Annotated in this window: 12 protein-coding genes and 2 pseudogenes; 12 read left to right on the top strand and 2 right to left on the bottom strand. The window is 69.8% G+C overall.

Translation table 11 applies throughout. From position 1 onward, the window contains the following. Nucleotides 1-102 precede the first annotated feature (102 nt). The 10 genes from A6A27_RS08385 (at nucleotide 103) to A6A27_RS43030 (ending at nucleotide 13,060) form a co-directional block, all read left to right on the top strand. Nucleotides 103-1,167, top strand: coding sequence for an ABC transporter substrate-binding protein (locus tag A6A27_RS08385; RefSeq protein ID WP_073833975.1), 1,065 nt, complete (start codon nucleotides 103-105; stop codon nucleotides 1,165-1,167). Next, entirely contained in the window at nucleotides 1,167-2,693 is a 1,527-nt protein-coding gene (locus A6A27_RS08380; RefSeq protein WP_073833974.1) for a sugar ABC transporter ATP-binding protein, read from the top strand. The genes A6A27_RS08385 and A6A27_RS08380 overlap by 1 nt, the downstream gene beginning before the upstream one ends. Further along, nucleotides 2,686-3,648 (top strand): ABC transporter permease, encoded by a 963-nt coding sequence (locus A6A27_RS08375; protein ID WP_073833973.1) that lies wholly within the window; start codon nucleotides 2,686-2,688, stop codon nucleotides 3,646-3,648. Before A6A27_RS08380 ends, A6A27_RS08375 begins: the two co-directional genes overlap by 8 nt. Beyond that, a complete protein-coding gene (locus A6A27_RS08370; protein WP_073833972.1) occupies nucleotides 3,645-4,658 on the top strand; it encodes an ABC transporter permease in 1,014 nt (337 codons plus the stop codon). The genes A6A27_RS08375 and A6A27_RS08370 overlap by 4 nt, the downstream gene beginning before the upstream one ends. A gap of 258 nt (nucleotides 4,659-4,916) precedes the next feature. Next, the gene (locus A6A27_RS08365) at nucleotides 4,917-7,163 is read left to right on the top strand and encodes a penicillin acylase family protein (protein ID WP_083672498.1); all 2,247 of its coding nucleotides are present in this window, start codon (nucleotides 4,917-4,919) and stop codon (nucleotides 7,161-7,163) included. Between the two features lie 302 nt (nucleotides 7,164-7,465). Continuing rightward, the gene (gene pdxY / locus A6A27_RS08360; RefSeq protein WP_073833971.1) at nucleotides 7,466-8,317 is read left to right on the top strand and encodes a pyridoxal kinase PdxY; all 852 of its coding nucleotides are present in this window, start codon (nucleotides 7,466-7,468) and stop codon (nucleotides 8,315-8,317) included. Nucleotides 8,318-8,418: 101 nt separating this feature from the next. Then, complete coding sequence (locus A6A27_RS08355; protein WP_083672497.1) at nucleotides 8,419-9,927, top strand: pyridoxal phosphate-dependent decarboxylase family protein; 1,509 nt, start codon at nucleotides 8,419-8,421, stop codon at nucleotides 9,925-9,927. A gap of 299 nt (nucleotides 9,928-10,226) precedes the next feature. After that, nucleotides 10,227-11,549, top strand: coding sequence for a phospholipase D-like domain-containing protein (locus A6A27_RS08350; RefSeq protein WP_073833970.1), 1,323 nt, complete (start codon nucleotides 10,227-10,229; stop codon nucleotides 11,547-11,549). 421 nt (nucleotides 11,550-11,970) lie between these two features. Next, nucleotides 11,971-12,402 carry an FUSC family protein gene (locus A6A27_RS43035; protein WP_073833969.1) on the top strand — a complete coding sequence of 144 codons (432 nt, stop codon included), beginning with the start codon at nucleotides 11,971-11,973 and terminating at the stop codon, nucleotides 12,400-12,402. A gap of 247 nt (nucleotides 12,403-12,649) precedes the next feature. After that, nucleotides 12,650-13,060, top strand: coding sequence for a hypothetical protein (locus A6A27_RS43030; RefSeq protein ID WP_206745057.1), 411 nt, complete (start codon nucleotides 12,650-12,652; stop codon nucleotides 13,058-13,060). Nucleotides 13,061-13,777: 717 nt separating this feature from the next. On the opposite strand, the gene A6A27_RS08330 is transcribed toward A6A27_RS43030, so the two are convergent. Continuing rightward, nucleotides 13,778-14,110, bottom strand: a complete 333-nt coding sequence (locus A6A27_RS08330; RefSeq protein WP_073833966.1) for a winged helix-turn-helix domain-containing protein — start codon at nucleotides 14,108-14,110, stop codon at nucleotides 13,778-13,780. Then, nucleotides 14,110-14,841: a hypothetical protein gene (locus A6A27_RS08325; protein WP_143193938.1), complete on the bottom strand. Its 732-nt coding sequence runs from the start codon at nucleotides 14,839-14,841 to the stop codon at nucleotides 14,110-14,112. Before A6A27_RS08325 ends, A6A27_RS08330 begins: the two co-directional genes overlap by 1 nt. 183 nt (nucleotides 14,842-15,024) lie before the next feature. Here A6A27_RS08325 and A6A27_RS47410 point away from each other — a divergent pair. Both A6A27_RS47410 and A6A27_RS47405 read left to right on the top strand, forming a co-directional pair. Beyond that, nucleotides 15,025-15,270, top strand: a pseudogene (locus tag A6A27_RS47410) (transposase); the annotation flags it as partial. Nucleotides 15,271-15,334: 64 nt separating this feature from the next. Further along, nucleotides 15,335-15,448, top strand: a pseudogene (locus tag A6A27_RS47405) (IS5/IS1182 family transposase); the annotation flags it as partial. Between the last annotated feature and the right edge of the window lie 101 nt (nucleotides 15,449-15,549).

Raw genomic sequence — 15,549 nt, 5'->3', positions numbered from 1 at the left:
AATCCGCCTCCTCGCCGTCGCCGCCGCGGTGCCCACCGCGGCGGCGGCGGCCCCCGACCCCATCCCCGCTGAGTAAGAACCGCCTCGGGAAAGGAAGCCCTCATGTCCAGGACATCCGGATTGGTGGCGGTCGCGCTGGCCGCCCTGCTCGCCACCGCGGCGTGCGCCAAGGGCGAGGACAGCGGCGAGACGCCCGCACCGGCCGGCAGCGCAGGTCAGCAGGTCGTGCAGAGCCAGGGTGCCGCCGGCCCGACCTGCACCCTGCAGAGCTTCGGCGGGCAGAAGTTCGACCTCAAGAAGGACGTGGTCGGCTTCTCCCAGTCGGAGAAGGAAGCCAACCCGTTCCGGATCGCCGAGACCAGGTCCATCAAGGACGAGGCCGCCAAGCTCGGCATCGCCAACCTGCGGGTCACCAACGCGCAGTCGCAGTTCTCCAAGCAGATCTCGGACGTGCAGCAGCTCATCGCCCAGGGCGCCAAGCTGCTGATCATCGCGCCGTTGAACTCCGACGGCTGGGAGCCGGTGCTGAGGCAGGCGGCGGAGAAGAAGGTCCCGATCATCACCATCGACCGCAAGATCAACGCTCAGCCGTGCACCGACTACCTCACCTTCATCGGGTCGGACTTCTATCAGCAGGGCGAGCGGGCGGCCGACCAGATGATCCAGGCCCTCGGCGGTCAGGGTGAGGTCGCCATCCTGCTCGGCGCGCCCGGCAACAACGTCACCACCGACCGGACCAAGGGCTTCAAGGACCGGATCCAGGAGAAGGCACCGGGCATCACCATCTCCTTCGAGCAGACCGGCGAGTTCACCCGGGAGAAGGGCCAGCAGGTCACCGAGCAGCTGATCCAGTCCCGGCCCGGCACCGAGGGCATCTACGCCGAGAACGACGAGATGGCGCTCGGGGCGGTGACGGCGCTCAAGGGCGCGGGGAAGTCGCCCGGCCAGGTCAAGATCGTGTCGGTGGACGGCACCCGCGCCGCCGTGCAGGGCATCGTCGACGGCTGGCTGTCCGCGGTCGTCGAGTCGAACCCGCGCTTCGGGCCGCTCGCCTTCTCCACCACCCAGAAGTTCCTGGACGGGGAGGGGATCCCGGCCACGGTGATCATCAGCGACCAGGAGTACACGACGGCGAATGCCAAGGAGAGCCTGGGAAACGCGTACTGATGGCGACCGCGGTTCTGGAGGCCCGGGGAATCTCGAAGGGATTCCCCGGGGTCCTCGCCCTGGACGACGTGTCCTTCCGGCTCGATGCGGGGCAGGTACATGCCCTGGTCGGCGAGAACGGCGCCGGCAAGTCGACTCTCATCAAGGTCCTAACCGGCGTGTACCGGCCGGACCGGGGGACGCTCCTGCTGCGCGGCGAGCCGGTCACCTTCGACCACCCCCTCGCCGCCCAACGGGCCGGGATCTCGACCATCTACCAGGAGGTCAACCTTGTCCCGCAGATGAGCCTCGCGCACAACCTGCTGCTCGGGCGGGAACCGCGCAGCCGGCTCGGGGTCATCGACATGACGCAGCTGTACGCCGAGGCCGAGCGCGTGATGACCCGGTACGGCATCCGCACCGACGTGCGCCGGCCGCTTCGCTCGCTCGGCATGGGCACCCAGCAGATGGTGGCGCTCGCCCGCGCGGTCTCCATCGATGCCCGCGTGGTGATCATGGACGAACCAACCTCGGCCCTGGAACCGCGGGAGGTGGACACCCTCTTCGGCGTCATCGCCGACCTGCGGGCGCAGGGCATCTCGCTGATCTACGTGAGCCACCGCCTCGACGAGCTGTACCGGATCTGCGACCGGGTCACCGTGCTGCGCGACGGCAGGGTGGCGCACGGCGGACCGCTCGACGAGCTGCCGCGGGTGGATCTCGTCGCGCTGATGCTCGGCCGCGACCCCGCTGAGATCCGGCGGGAGGGGGCGACGAAGTTCTCCGGCGAGCACACCGCCGCGGCCAGCGGGCCGCTGGTGGAGGCCCGATCGCTGTCCCGCCGGCCTGCCCTGCGTGACGTGTCCGTGCAGGTCCGTCCCGGCGAGGTGGTGGGCCTGGGCGGGCTGCTGGGCGCCGGCCGCAGCGAGACGGCCAAGGCGATCGCGGGTGCCCTTCCGCTCGACGGCGGCACGGTGCTGGTGGCTGGGCAGGAGGTGCGCCGTGGTTCTCCGGCGGCCGCGATCCGCGCCGGCGTCAGCCTCGTCCCCGAGGACCGCAAGGCCGAGGGCATCGTGCCGACCCTGTCGGTAAAGGACAACATCGCGCTGGCCGCCCTGCCCCAGCTGTCCCGGTCCGGAGTGGTGTCCGACGCCCGGGTTGACCGGATCGTCGACAGCTTCATGCGGCGGCTCCGCATCAAGGCCGCCTCCCCCGACCAGAAGGTCGCCGAGCTGTCCGGCGGCAACCAGCAGAAGGTCCTGCTGGCCCGCTCGCTGGCGACCGGCGCGAAGGTGCTGCTGCTCGACGAGCCGACCCGGGGCATCGACGTCGGGGCCAAGGCCGAGGTGCAGGCACTCATCGACGAGTTGGCGGCCGAGGGGCTCGGAGTGCTGCTGATCTCCTCCGACCTGGAGGAACTCGTCGAGGGGGCGGACCGGGTCGTGGTCCTGCGCGACGGCGCGGTCGCGGGCGAGCTGAGCGGGGACCAGGTTACGGAAGAAGCAATCATGGCAACGATTGCCGCGACAGGAGAGACCGATGGCTGACCTCGCGGTCGCGCCGCGCGCCTGGGGCGGGCGGGTACGCCTGCTCGCGTGGCTGCAGGAGTACGGCGTCTACGTGTCGGTGCTCGCGCTCTTGCTCTTCAACGTGGTGTTCACGCCGCACTTCCTCGAGGTGGCGAACTTCCGGACCCAGCTGATCCAGGTGGCGCCCGTCGTGATCACCTCGCTCGGGATGGCGCTGGTGATCGGCACCGAGGGTATCGACCTGTCCGTAGGTTCGGTGATGGCGCTCGCCTCGGCGGTGGTGGTGCTCTACCTCGGGTACGGCGCTCCGGTCGCGATCGTCGCGGCCCTGATCGCCGGCGCCGCCGTCGGCGCCGGCGGCGGCGCGCTGGTGGCGTACGTGGGGGTGCAGCCCATCGTGGCGACGCTGGCACTGCTGGTGGGCGTACGCGGCCTGGCGAACGTGCTGGTGCCGCAGCTCACCGAGTTCCGCAACCCCACGCTGATCACCCTCGGCAGCCGGTCCGTGCTCGGCCTGCCGCTGGTGGTCATCATCGCGGCGGCGCTCACCGTGCTGGTCGCGTTCCTGGTCAAGCGCACCACCTTCGGCCGCCAGCTGGTCGCCGTAGGTGGCAACCGGGCCGCGAGCCGGCTGTCCGGCCTGCCGGTACGACGCGTCCTGGTCACCGTCTACCTCATCTCCGGCCTACTCGCCGCGGTGGCGGGAGTGCTGGCCACGTCCCGGCTGCAGGCCAGCGACCCCACCTCGCTGGGCCTGCTCATGGAACTGTCCGCGATCACCGCCGTGGTCGTCGGCGGGACCCCGCTCACCGGCGGCCGGGTCCGGGTGCTCGGCACCGTGCTGGGCGCCCTGCTCATCCAGCTCCTCCAGGCCACGCTCATCAAGCACAACCTGCCGCAGTCCTGGACCCAGATGGTCCAGGCGGTCATCATCCTGGCCGCTGTCTACGCCGCCCGAGGGAGGCGCGCATGACCACCACCATCGCCGACGCGGACGCCGGCGCCGAGGCGCGGTGCCGACCGGGCGCACTGCGCCGGGAACGGGTCGGTCACCTCCTCCAGCATCACGGCGCGCTCATGGTTCTGGCGGTCACCGTCGTGGTCGGGGCCGTCGCCTTCGACTCGTTCGCCACCCCACAGAACGCCGCGAACATCGTGGTGTCGTCGTCGTTCCTGGCGATCGTCGCGATCGGGATGACCTTCGTCATCATCAGCGGCGGCATCGACCTCTCCGTCGGCTCGTCCTTCGTGCTCGCCGGGGTGCTGGCCGCCTACGGCTCCCGGTATGGGCTGCTCGTCGCGTTGCTGCTGCCGCTCGCGGTGTGTGGCGCGATCGGGCTCGTGCAAGGGCTGATCGTGGCGCGCACCGGCATGGCGCCGTTCATCGTGACCCTGGCGGGCCTGCTCGGCATGCGTGGCCTCATGCTCGCGGTTTCCGACGAGGGGGCGAACACCTACCTGGTGCAGAACGACGCCTTCAGCGCGCTGGGCCAGACGTCCGTCCTCGGCCTCACCGCGCCGGTCTGGATCACGCTGGGTCTGGTCCTGCTCGGCGGCGTGCTGCTGCAGCGCACCGGCTTCGGGCAACAGGTGTATGCGATCGGCGGCAGCGAGGAGGCCGCCGTGCTCATGGGCGTGCCGGTCGCCCGGGTCAAGGTCCTCGTCTATCTCATCTCCGGACTGCTGTCCGGGTTGGCGGGCGCCCTCAACGCCGCCCGCCTGTCCTCCGGCGTCACCATCCTCGGCGCGGGCATGGAACTCGACGTCATCGCCGCCGTGGTGATCGGCGGCACGCTGCTCACCGGCGGCGCCGGCGGGCTCACCGGGACGATGGCCGGCGTGCTGCTGCTCGGCGTGATCCAGAGCCTGATCAATCAGATCGGCGTGCTCACCTCGTCGTTCCAACAGGTCGTCAGCGGTGCGTTCCTCGCTCTGGTGGTGGTCCTGCAGCGGATCCTGCACCGGGCGCAGCGGCTGTCCTGAGGGCCGTACCCGTCGCCAGTCCACTCGCGGACCGGCCGCCACTCCACTCGCGATCGACCGCGACTCCACTCGCGACGGACCTCGATTGTCACGAGCATGTCTCGCAGGTCAAATAGCTCTTGATCTCTATTGCCACGCCGCCCGAGCGAATGGTACGCAGTTTGGGCCAGGTTGATCCCCAAGCGGTCAGGAGGCGGCGATGACCGTTGTCCTTCCCTGGCCGAAGGGCGGCTGCTGCCCAGAAAGGTGGACCCATTCATGAACCACGCGCAGAACGAAGGGCTGAGCCGGCGCCGCATCCTGGGCGGGGCTGCCGGGCTGGCCGCGGGAGCCGCGGCCGTCGCGGCGGGGCTGCCATCCGGCAGCGCGTCCGCCGCCCCCGCGCAGCACGCGCCCGACCTCGCCCGCTGGCGTAGGCAGGCTGCGCACGTGACGATCACCCGTGACGACTGGGGCGTCCCGCACGTGGTGGGCAAGACCGACGCCGATGCCGTGTTCGGGATGATGTACGCCCAGGCCGAGGACGACTTCAACCGGATCGAACGCAACTACCTGGTGAGCCTCGGCCGCCTCGCCGAGGCCGAGGGCGAGAGCGCGATCTGGCAGGACCTGCGCCAGCGGCTGTTCATCGACCCCGAGGTGTTGAAGGGGGACTACGCGAAGAGCCCGGCCTGGTTACGCGAGCTGATGCAGGCCTGGGCGGACGGCCTGAACTACTACCTCGCGACCCACCCCGAGGTGCAGCCACGGGTGATCAGCCGGTTCGAGCCGTGGATGCCGCTGAGCTTCTCCGAAGGCAGCATCGGCGGCGACATCGAGCGGGTGCCACTCACCCAGCTCGAAGCCTTCTACGGCAGGCGCGCGGTGCCGATGACCGATGAGGAGCGCGGGCTGCTGTTCCGCGAACCGAGCGGCTCGAACGGCATGGCGATCGCGCCGAGCCACACCCGAGACGGCCATGCGCTGCTGCTGATCAACCCGCACACCAGCTTCTTCTTCCGCTCGGAGCAACATGTGACGAGCGGCGCCGGGCTCAATGTCTACGGCGCCGCCACCTGGGGGCAGTTCTTCATCTACCAGGGCTTCAACGCGAACACGGGCTGGATGCACACGTCGAGCGGCGTCGACAACGTCGACGAGTTCGCCGAGACGATCGTGACCGGAGCGGACGGCAGCCGCTCCTACCGCTACGGCAACGAGCTGCGGCCGGTGACGACGAAGACGATCACGCTGTCGTACCGCACCGCGGAGGGCGGGCGGGCCCAGCGCAGCTTCACCACCTTCGCCACCCACCACGGCCCGATCGTGCGTGAGGCGGACGGCAAGTGGATCGCGTTCGCGCTGATGAACAAGCCCGTCGAGGCGCTGCAACAGAGCTTCCTGCGCACCAAAACGCGGGATTACGAGGACTTCATCCAGGTGGCGGGCCTCAAGGCCAACAGCTCGAACAACACGCTCTTCGCGGACTCGACGGGCGAGATCGCCTTCCTGGTGCCGCAGTTCATGCCGGTCCGGGACGATCGCTTCGACTACCGCAAGCCCGTCGACGGCAGCGATCCGGCAACCGACTGGCGCGGGCTGCACAGCCTCGGCAGCCTGCCGCAGGCGGTGAATCCGGAGAATGGCTGGGCGTTCAACACGAACAACTGGCCCTGGACCGCGGCCGGCGCGGACAGCCCCAAGGCCGCCGACTATCCGCGCTACTTCGACCAGGCCGGCGAGAACCCGCGTGGCCCGCAGGCCATCCGGGTGCTGAGTGCGCGGCGGGACTTCACCCCGCAGACGCTGATCGCAGCCGCCTTCGACACGTACCTCACCGCGTTCGCCCGACTGGTGCCGGGGCTCGCCGCGGCGTGGGACAAGCTGCCCGAGGGCGACCAGCAGAAGGCGAGACTCGCCGGGCCGATCGGCCTGCTGCGCGGCTGGGACTATCGCTGGGGTGCGCAGTCAACCGCGACGTCGTTGGCCGTGTTCTGGGCAGAGGCGCTCTGGGCGCCCCTGGCCCAGGCGGCGCGAGATGCCGGCATGTCGATGTGGGACTACCTCGCCGAGCGCGCCACCGATGCGCAGCGGCTCGCAGCGCTTGATGCGGCGGTGGAGCGGCTGACCCAGGATTTCGGCAACTGGCAGGTGCCCTGGGGCGAGATCAACCGGTTCCAGCGCAACGACGGGGCGATCGTCCAGACGTTCGACGACGCCAAGCCGAGCAGCCCGGTGCCCTTCACCTCCGCGCAGTGGGGGTCCCTCGCCTCGTTCGGGGCTCGGCGCTACCCGGGCACGAAGCGCTACTACGGCACCAGCGGCAACAGCTTCATGGCGGTCGTGGAGTTCGGGCCGCGGCTGCGTGCCTGGGCGGTGACGGCGGGGGGCGCGAGCGGGCATCCCGACTCGCCGCACTTCAACGACCAGGCCGAACGGTACGCGAGTGGCGACCTCCGGCCCGTCTACTTCTATCCCGAGGAGCTCAAGGGGCATGTCGAGCGGACCTACAAGCCGGGCAAGTAATCAGGCACCAGCGAGGCGTTGATCGGCGCACGGCTCCGCTGCGCTGACCCGCCCCGATGGTCTTCGTCGATGCCGATGCGCGTGCTGGCCACCCGTCCGTGCGCGCGTCGGCGTCGGCGCTGATCCGGGCCACGATCGTGGCGAGGGCCATGTCGTCCGGGCGCCACGGCTCGCCGCGCCGACCTGCTCGGCCTCGGAGACGTCACGCACCGGCGCGGTCTGGTCGGCGGCCCGGAGTGGGTCAGCCGACAGAAAGCCCGGGTAGCACGTAGCGGACCGGCGGGAACCGCCATGATGAGCAGGTGAAGATCCTCTCCATCCAGTCGTCGGTCGCCTACGGCCACGTCGGCAACTCGGCGGCCGTCTTCCCCCTTCAGCGGCTCGGGCACGAGGTCTGGCCGGTACTGACCGTCCACTTCTCCAACCACACCGGGTACGGCGCGTGGCGCGGGCCGCTGCTCGCGCCGGTCGACGTGGCCGAGGTGATCGCGGGCATCGCCGATCGCGGGGTCCTCGGCAGCGCCGACGCGGTGCTGTCGGGCTACCAGGGCGACCCGGCGATGGGCGCGGTGATCCTCGACGCGGTGGACAAGGTCAAGGCGGCCAACCCGGACGCGGTCTACTGCTGCGACCCGGTGATGGGCGACGTCGGCCGCGGCCTGTTCGTCCGGCCGGGCATCCCGGAGTACCTGCGGGACGTGGTCGTCCCACGCGCGGACATCATCACCCCGAACCAGTTCGAGTTGGACTTCCTCGCCAGCCGGAGGACGAACTCGCTCACCGAGTTGCTGGCGGCGGTCGACGTGGTCCGCGAAACGGGGCCACGGCACGTCCTGGTCACCAGCGTGCTCCACGGCGACGTGCCGGCGGGGTCGCTGGAGGTGGTGGCCGTCTCCGACGAGGGCGCCTGGGCGGTGACCACGCCGCTGCTGCCGATCAACCCGAACGGCGGCGGCGACGTCACCGCGGCGCTGTACCTGGCGCATCTGTGGACGACGGGCTCGCCCGCGACGGCACTGGAACGCACCATCGCCTCCGTCTTCGCCGTACTCGAGGCGACCCTCGCGGCGGGCACCCGGGAGCTCCAGCTGATCGCCGCCCAGGACGCGATCGCCGAGTCGCCAACCACGTTCACCGCCCGGCGGCTGCGCTGACGACGTCCATCGGCGCCACGGGTGCCGTGCGGCGCGGTCACGGCTCTCGCGCTCCGGAGCGGGCGACCGCTAGGAGGTTGATCCGAACTATTCTCCAGCCCATGACTTCGATCTCACCGGACAGGCGCGGCGTCGACTCCGCCCTGGACCCCTCGGCGGAGCAGATCCGGGACATGGGTGCGCGCGCCGTCGAGTGGATCGCCGCCCACCACGACTCGATCCGGGACCTGCCCATCGCCCCGCGCACCTCCGCCGCCGCGCTGAAGGAGCTGCTCGTCGAGCCGCTGCCCGTCGAGGGTCGGGACTTCACCGACCTGCTCACCGTCTTCCGTGAGGTGGTCGTCCCCGGCAGCCGACACAACGGGCATCCCCGCTTCTTCGGGTATGTCTCGGCACCGGGCACCGCGGTCGCCGCAGTGGCCGACCTCCTCGCGTCGGCGCTGAACCCGAACCTCACCGCGTGGCGGTCGGCACCGGCTCCCGTCGAGCTGGAGCACGTGGCCATCGACTGGATCAAGGAGGCCCTGGGCTGCGACCCCGGAGCCGGGGGCCTGTTCATGAGCGGCGGCTCGATGGCCAACTTCACCGCGCTCGCCGCCGCACGACACCGGCACTGCGGCGACGCGGTCGCCACCCACGGCGCGGCCGCCCACCCCGCGCCGCTGCGCATCTACACCTCCACCGAGACCCACCACTCGATCCACAAGGCCGCCGCGCTGCTCGGCATCGGCCGCGCGAACGTCCGCGAGATCCCGGTGGACGCCCGCTTCCGGATGGACGTCGACGCGCTGGTCCGCGCCATCGAGGAGGACCAGGCCGCCGGGGCGGAACCACTCTGCGTGGTGGCGAACGCCGGCACCGTCGTCACCGGCGCGGTCGACCCGCTCGCCGAGATCGCGGCGGTCGCCCGGCAGCACCGGCTGTGGATGCACGTCGACGCGTGCTACGGCGGATTCGCGCGGCTCGCTCCCTCGGCCCGCCCCCTCTTCGACGGCATGTCGGAGGCCGACTCGATCGCCCTCGACCCGCACAAGTGGCTCTACCTCCCCGCCGACTGCGGCTGCCTCATCTACCGCGACCCGGAGGGGGCGCGGCCCGCCTTCAGCCTGGACGCCGACTACACCCGCGTCATGCAGACCGAGCCCGCCGAGGCCTTCGCCTTCTGGGACTACGGACCCGACCTGTCCCGGCGATTCCGGGCGCTCAAGGTCTGGATGGCGCTGGCGCACGCCGGTTCGCGAGCTGTCGGTGACGCGATCGAGGGCAACCTCGACTGCGTCCGCCACCTGTCCGACCTTGTCGACGCCAGCGCCGACTTCGAGCTGCTCGCCCCGGTCGAGCTCTCCATCTTCTGCTTCCGCTACCTGCCGCGCACCGCACCTGCCGGCCCACGGTCCGAGGCCGACGAGGAGGAACTCGACCGCCTCAACGAACGGATCATGGTGACGCTGCAGCAGGCCGGCAGCTCGTACCTGTCCAACGCGACTATCAACGGCCGCTTCGCGCTGCGCGGCTGCGTGCTCAACTACCGCACCACCCGCCGCGACATGGAGATCCTGCTCGACGACGTACGCCGCGCTGCCGAGCAGGTGATCGAGGAGACACGCTGACGAATCGACCGGAGTTGCCGGCGGCGTGACGGTTCGCCACTCTCGCCGAGGCCTCCGGTGCCGCCGCGCAGATCACCGATCGTGCCGGCGACTCCCGCACCTTTTCACGCTCCTTCCACAGTGCTTCCACCACCCGCCGGCACATTCGAAGTCAGTCAATGTCAACGGCCGTTGCCGGCGGCGAAGTGACCGGGTCCCGGTGGCAGGTCCTGCCCGCCGCGACCCCTGGATCACGGGGAAGGACTGATCACCGTGCAATCGACATCGTGCATGGCCCGGACGAGGGAGTTGAGCGCCGCATGACCAGAAAACCGTATCTGCGCGGCCTCGCCATGGCCGCCGCCGTGCTGACGGCGGTCTCGCTGCCCGCGACCCCGGTCGCGGCGGGAACCGCCGCCGAGGCGGCCGCTCCCGCCGCGGCGGTGGTCCCCATCGCCGTCGGCGAGGTCCACAACTACGCCTGGTTCAACAGCAAGCAGGAATTCCCCGACATGCACAAGGGGATCGGCGCCCACGTTGCCAGGCTCATCAACGCGACGCCGACCGGGGCGACCCTCTCACTCACCCTCTACTTCTTCAACCGTCAGGAGGTCCTCGACGCGCTCAAGGCCGCCGCAGCGCGTGGGGTGCGGGTACGCATCGCCATCAACGGCAGCCAGGTCTGGGCCGGAGACGCCTTCTACCAGGCCCTCAAGGCGACCCCGTCGATAACGGTCGTGGAGTGTGGCACGAGGCGCCCCGACAAGCAGTCGACCCGCGGCTGCATGACCGACCGTACGGGGTCCCCGTTGAACAACCCGCCGCTGCTGCACGACAAGTTCATGACAATCTCCAGCGTGCGGCTGGCGGGAGGTGGAACGGCGAGGAACGTCCTCTACGTCTCGTCGGCCAACCTCGACTACTACGCGGCGTACGAGGATGCCATCACCATCAGCCACGCCGGCCTGTACGCGGACTACCTGCGGTACTTCAATGACCTGATGGCGCACGGCAGGTCAGGGGCGAGCGACGACAACGCGGGCCGGACCTACGCCGCCGACGCACACCGCCTCTACACCTTCCCCCGCCGGGAGGCCGCCGGCACCACCCCGCGCAGCGGGAGCAACGACCCGGTCGTACGCATTCTCAAGGGCCTCACCTGCTCAAGTTCGACCAAGGTCGACCTGGCGAACTTCCGGATCCAGCGCCGGGCCGTGGTGAACGAACTCATCGCCGCACGCAAGCGCGGGTGCCAGGTCCGGATCGTCACCGGAGCCAAATCCGGCGCCCCGCACGACAAGGGCACACCCATGCCCGCGCTGGTGGACCTCGCCAGGGCCATGCCCGTCCACCTCTGCGGCTACACGGAGAACGCGAACGGCGAACAGCAGGGCATCCCGATGCACGAGAAGTTCATGATCATCCGTCAGGGTACCCAGTCGACGCTCTACCTGGGCAGCCACAACCTGACGTACCGGGCGCTGCGGCAGAACGACGAGAACATCCTGGCGCTGCGTAACCACCCGCTCGCCACGCCGTTCCAGCAGCGGTTCGAGTCCCACCACCGCACCTGCTGGGTCTACAACCCGCCGGCGGGCGTCGCCACGACGTCGAGCGACGCCGACGACGAAGCCACCGCCTGAACACGACGAGCCGGCGGCTGAAGCCCTGATGCCCACTCCGCCGGCACCGCCGCGCCAGGGCCGACCCGTCCGCGGTCGGCCCTGGCGCCGCTGACCGCTGATCGTTCCCCGGACGACGTTGTCGGTCGGCACCTTTGGGCGGTGACCGTCGGCGCGGCGCATGTGGGCGTCAAGCTCTGGCTGCCGGACTCGGCTGACCGTCACGGGCGCCGATCCGCATCATGTCGAGGAGGTGAGACCCGCACGCGGGCGGCCTTCACGGTTGGCCGGATTCCTCCACGTGGGCGTGATACGAGTGCTCAGTGAGTGCTGACGACCGCCGGCCGGGCGTCGACCGGTCACGGCGTGATCGTGTGGATGAGAACGTGAAGGCCACTGCGCCAGGATTCGAGGTCGCAGTGGCCGGGCGGGTCGGCTACGCATGCATCAGCTTGAAGTTGCTGTCGTGATTTCCCTGCAGGCTGGACTTGCCGCAGCTCTGGCCTGGTCGATCGGACACGACGTGCTGGGCAACCCCTCGCCGGTCTTCGCGCCCTCCGCGGCGGTGGGCACGATCGTCGCCGCGCTCGGCCAGCGTGCCCGCCGCACCGCCGAACTGCTCCTCGGAGTCGGACTGGGTATCGCCACCACCGACTTCCTGCTGACGTTCCTGGGCACCGGCTTCTGGCAGACCGGATTCATCGTCGGGTTTGCCATCCTGGCCACGCTTGTGCTGTTTGGCCGCAGCGGGCAGCGGTGGGACAGGCCGGCGGCACGGCGGTGCTGCTCGCAACCCTGGCTCCGGCCCAGAAGGACCTTGAGTGGCCGCGGATCGTTGAGGCGACAGTCGGCGGTGTCGTCGGCCTCGTGGTAGTGGCGCTGCTGCTACCGATCAACCCGATGCGGATCCTCGACCGCGACGCAGCTCCCATCTACCAGTGCCTCGCCGGTCAGTTGAGAGAGGTCTCCGCAGCGCTGACGACACGCGATCAGCAACGCGCGGTACGAGCGCTGGACACGCTACGCAACCTGGGGCCCGCCCTCGACCGGATGCACCAAGCGCTCAGCGGCGCCGAGGAGGTCGTCAGCCTGGCGCCTGCCCGATGGCGCGCCGCCAGGACGTGGAACGCTTCGCCCATGCGACCGTGCAGTTGGAACGAGTCATCGAACACAGCCGAGGGCTGGCCCGCCGGTCAGCGATGGCGCTGCAGTACAACGAGCCGATTCCCCCGGACCTGTCCGTCGGCGTTGGCCATCTCGCCGATGCGGTCGAGCTCCTGCGCCATGAGCATCGCGCCGGGCGCCCGACCGAACGAACCCATCAGAAAATACGTGACGCCGTGCAGAAGGCGGGCCGAGCCCGGGCGCTCGGCGTCAACGACTTCGGAGATGCGGTGGTGACCCAGCTACGCACCGCCGCGAGCGACCTGCTCAGAGCTATCGGCTGCAACCCGACGTCGGCGAATCAGGAGGTACGGCGCGCGATGCGAGACGGCGAGGAATCCGCCCAGGCAGAAGACAGGCCAGACTGAGTCGACGGCGTCTTCAGTCCGCACTACCCGGTATGGCCGGTCACGCCGCCGGCCGGAGTCGGCGGTGAGCCGGGTTCGAGATGATCCCGGTGGTGCTCTAACAGGCCGCACTATCTGCGCGACCCCGGGGCGGCAGCGGAGTGCAGCGGGAGCCGGGTGGTACGTGGCTGAGCAGTTGTCCGACCGCGGCGGCGTACAGCCGCCAGATGCCCCGCAGTGGCTGGTCGGCGAGGCGGCACAGCCGGCCGCCGGTGAGGTAACCGGCGGCCAGGCCGATGAGGACGGGCCGACAAGAAGCACGGACATCGGATTGTCCGCCCTCTTCGAGAGGTGCGCGCCGAGGGTGTGCGGCTCAGTGGTGAGGGCGCCGAGCAGCAGCTGACGAGATCTCGTTCTCGAGCCGGGTCAGCCGCCGTGGTTGTATGGTGCGCCGACGGTGTAGAGCAGGGTGGCGAGTGCGGCCAACGCAAGAGCGATTCTCAGCCTCATGGCACTCGATGCTATGGACTGGCGAACGTCAACTGATTCGGTGGTATCGGTGGCAATCTGAGGCTGGTCGTACGTAAATGTCGGACGATCAGCCAGGCTCCGTCTTGCGGATCATGAAGCTCGTTCACTCGACAGGTATGGCCCGTGGGAATGAACCTCACTGAGCCGTGGGCGGACCGGATCCGGTGTGGCGCAGGGTCGGGTCCGCGCGCGTTGGCTGCCCGCCGTTCACCGGTCGGCGGTCGGGAGGGTTTCCGCTTGTTCGACCTGCTGGATGAGTTGCTTGAGGTGGGCGATCTCGTCGCGCAGGGCGGCCTGACCGGCGGCGGTAAGGGTGACCCAGGTGCGTGGGCGTTTGCCCTCGTAGCCCTTCTCGATCTGGATTAGCTCGGCCTTCTCCAGGACGGTCAGGTGCTGCCCGAGGTTACCGGCGGTCAGCTGCAGGGTGGTACGGAGGAAGCCGAACTCGACCTGGCGGGCCTGGTGGGCGATGGCCATGATGCCGAGCCGGACGCGCTGGTGGACGACGTCGTCGAGGCCGTTGGCGGGGTGATCGGTCATCACGCGCGAACCTCGGCCGTCGGCCGGAACAGGGCGAAGGCGGTGGCGCCCAGTAGCAGCACCGCCGCCGGGACGAGCAGGTGCGGCAGGAAGAACCAAGGCGACGACGAGTGAATGACCTGGTTGCCCTGCACCATCCCGATCGCCAGGTAGACGAGGGTGTACGCCAGCAGCGCCCAGTGGCGTTCGACCCAGGCGAGCACCAGCAGCGCCAGCCCGATCGCCGCCAGGGGACTGGCCAGCCCGTTAACGAGCCACCCGGCCGGCCCGACCTCGATCTGCACCGGGTCGGTGGAGAAGGGATCGGCGGGCTGGGGAAGGAGCGGGTGGAACGTCAACCAGATCGACACGGCCGTCATCAGGACGGCCAACGCGACGCCGACGACGACGTAGGGGCGGATGGGGGTGCCCACGCCGCGCCGTCGGGACTGCCTGACATAGAAGGCTGCGATCGCCGCGTAGGCGAGCAGCAGCGCGACTGTCCAGTACCCGAGCTCCGCCGGGTTGGGTGCCATGCAGACCGTGTGCTGCGGGCGGGATCGGCAGGTGCCGAAGACGTCGAGGTAGGGGGCGTACCGATAGACGGGTATCGCTACCAGGGTGATCGTCGCGAAGACCAGCAGCGGGAACCAGGTGCCGCGCTGGGCGACACGGACCCGGCGCGTAAGGGCACGCACGGCGGACAGCAGCTCGTGAGGGCCGTCCGTCTGGGGAACAGGTTCGTCTGTCATGAAGTTAGCTTTGCATTACAGACTTTGCTGCGCAAGAGAACGTATGACACTTCTTCCTGGTCCGTGCCGTGACGGGATACGGCACGGCACCAGCACGCCGCCGGTGCCCGCCATGAGCCGCCGAAAGAGCTGGCCGGAGATGCCGGAGGCTGCAAAGGGGGCGGCCGGCACCGAACGAATCGGGTGACCGTGAAGCGCTCGGTCGATCCCGGGGGCGGGCTGAGCGCGAAGCTGCACCTGGCCGCCGACCGCCGGTGCCGGCCGGTCAGCCAGACCCTGACCGCCGAGCAGTGCCACGACAGCGTCGGGTTCACCGAGGTCATGGACGGTATCCGCATTCGCCGTCGGTCCAGGCGACCGCGGACCCGGCCCGGTCGGGTGCTGGCCGATAAGGCGTACACGAACAAGAAGATCCGCGCCGAGCTGCGACGCCGCCGGATCACGGCGCCCGGAGAAGAAGGACCAGTTGGCCGCACGAGCGGCCAAGGGCAGCCGCGGCGGCCGGCCACCGGCCTTCGACCGGGACCTGTACAAACAGCGCAACGTCGTCGAGCGGGCGATCAACAAGCCCAAGCGGTTCCGGGCTGTGGCGACGCGCTACGACAAGAGAGAGTGCATGTACCAGGCCGCCGTCGACTCGCTACGCGACCTCACACGAGATCCAAGAGACACGACCGGGCTAGATCCTTGGGTTCGAGAATCTGAACA

It is taken from the genome of Micromonospora sp. CB01531 (assembly GCF_001905095.1).
Lineage (GTDB): Bacteria > Actinomycetota > Actinomycetes > Mycobacteriales > Micromonosporaceae > Micromonospora.
This window is presented reverse-complemented; position numbering and strand designations above follow the sequence as displayed.

Bases quoted from the DNA above. Each gene is read 5' to 3' on its own strand.
- A6A27_RS08385 (WP_073833975.1), top strand. From the start codon at position 103: ATGTCCAGGACATCCGGATTGGTGGCGGTCGCGCTGGCCGCCCTGCTC.
- A6A27_RS08380 (WP_073833974.1), top strand. From the start codon at position 1,167: ATGGCGACCGCGGTTCTGGAGGCCCGGGGAATCTCGAAGGGATTCCCC.
- A6A27_RS08375 (WP_073833973.1), top strand. From the start codon at position 2,686: ATGGCTGACCTCGCGGTCGCGCCGCGCGCCTGGGGCGGGCGGGTACGC.
- A6A27_RS08370 (WP_073833972.1), top strand. From the start codon at position 3,645: ATGACCACCACCATCGCCGACGCGGACGCCGGCGCCGAGGCGCGGTGC.
- A6A27_RS08365 (WP_083672498.1), top strand. From the start codon at position 4,917: ATGAACCACGCGCAGAACGAAGGGCTGAGCCGGCGCCGCATCCTGGGC.
- A6A27_RS08355 (WP_083672497.1), top strand. From the start codon at position 8,419: ATGACTTCGATCTCACCGGACAGGCGCGGCGTCGACTCCGCCCTGGAC.
- A6A27_RS08350 (WP_073833970.1), top strand. From the start codon at position 10,227: ATGACCAGAAAACCGTATCTGCGCGGCCTCGCCATGGCCGCCGCCGTG.
- A6A27_RS43035 (WP_073833969.1), top strand. From the start codon at position 11,971: ATGCATCAGCTTGAAGTTGCTGTCGTGATTTCCCTGCAGGCTGGACTT.
- A6A27_RS08330 (WP_073833966.1), bottom strand. From the start codon at position 14,110: ATGACCGATCACCCCGCCAACGGCCTCGACGACGTCGTCCACCAGCGC.
- A6A27_RS08325 (WP_143193938.1), bottom strand. From the start codon at position 14,841: ATGACAGACGAACCTGTTCCCCAGACGGACGGCCCTCACGAGCTGCTG.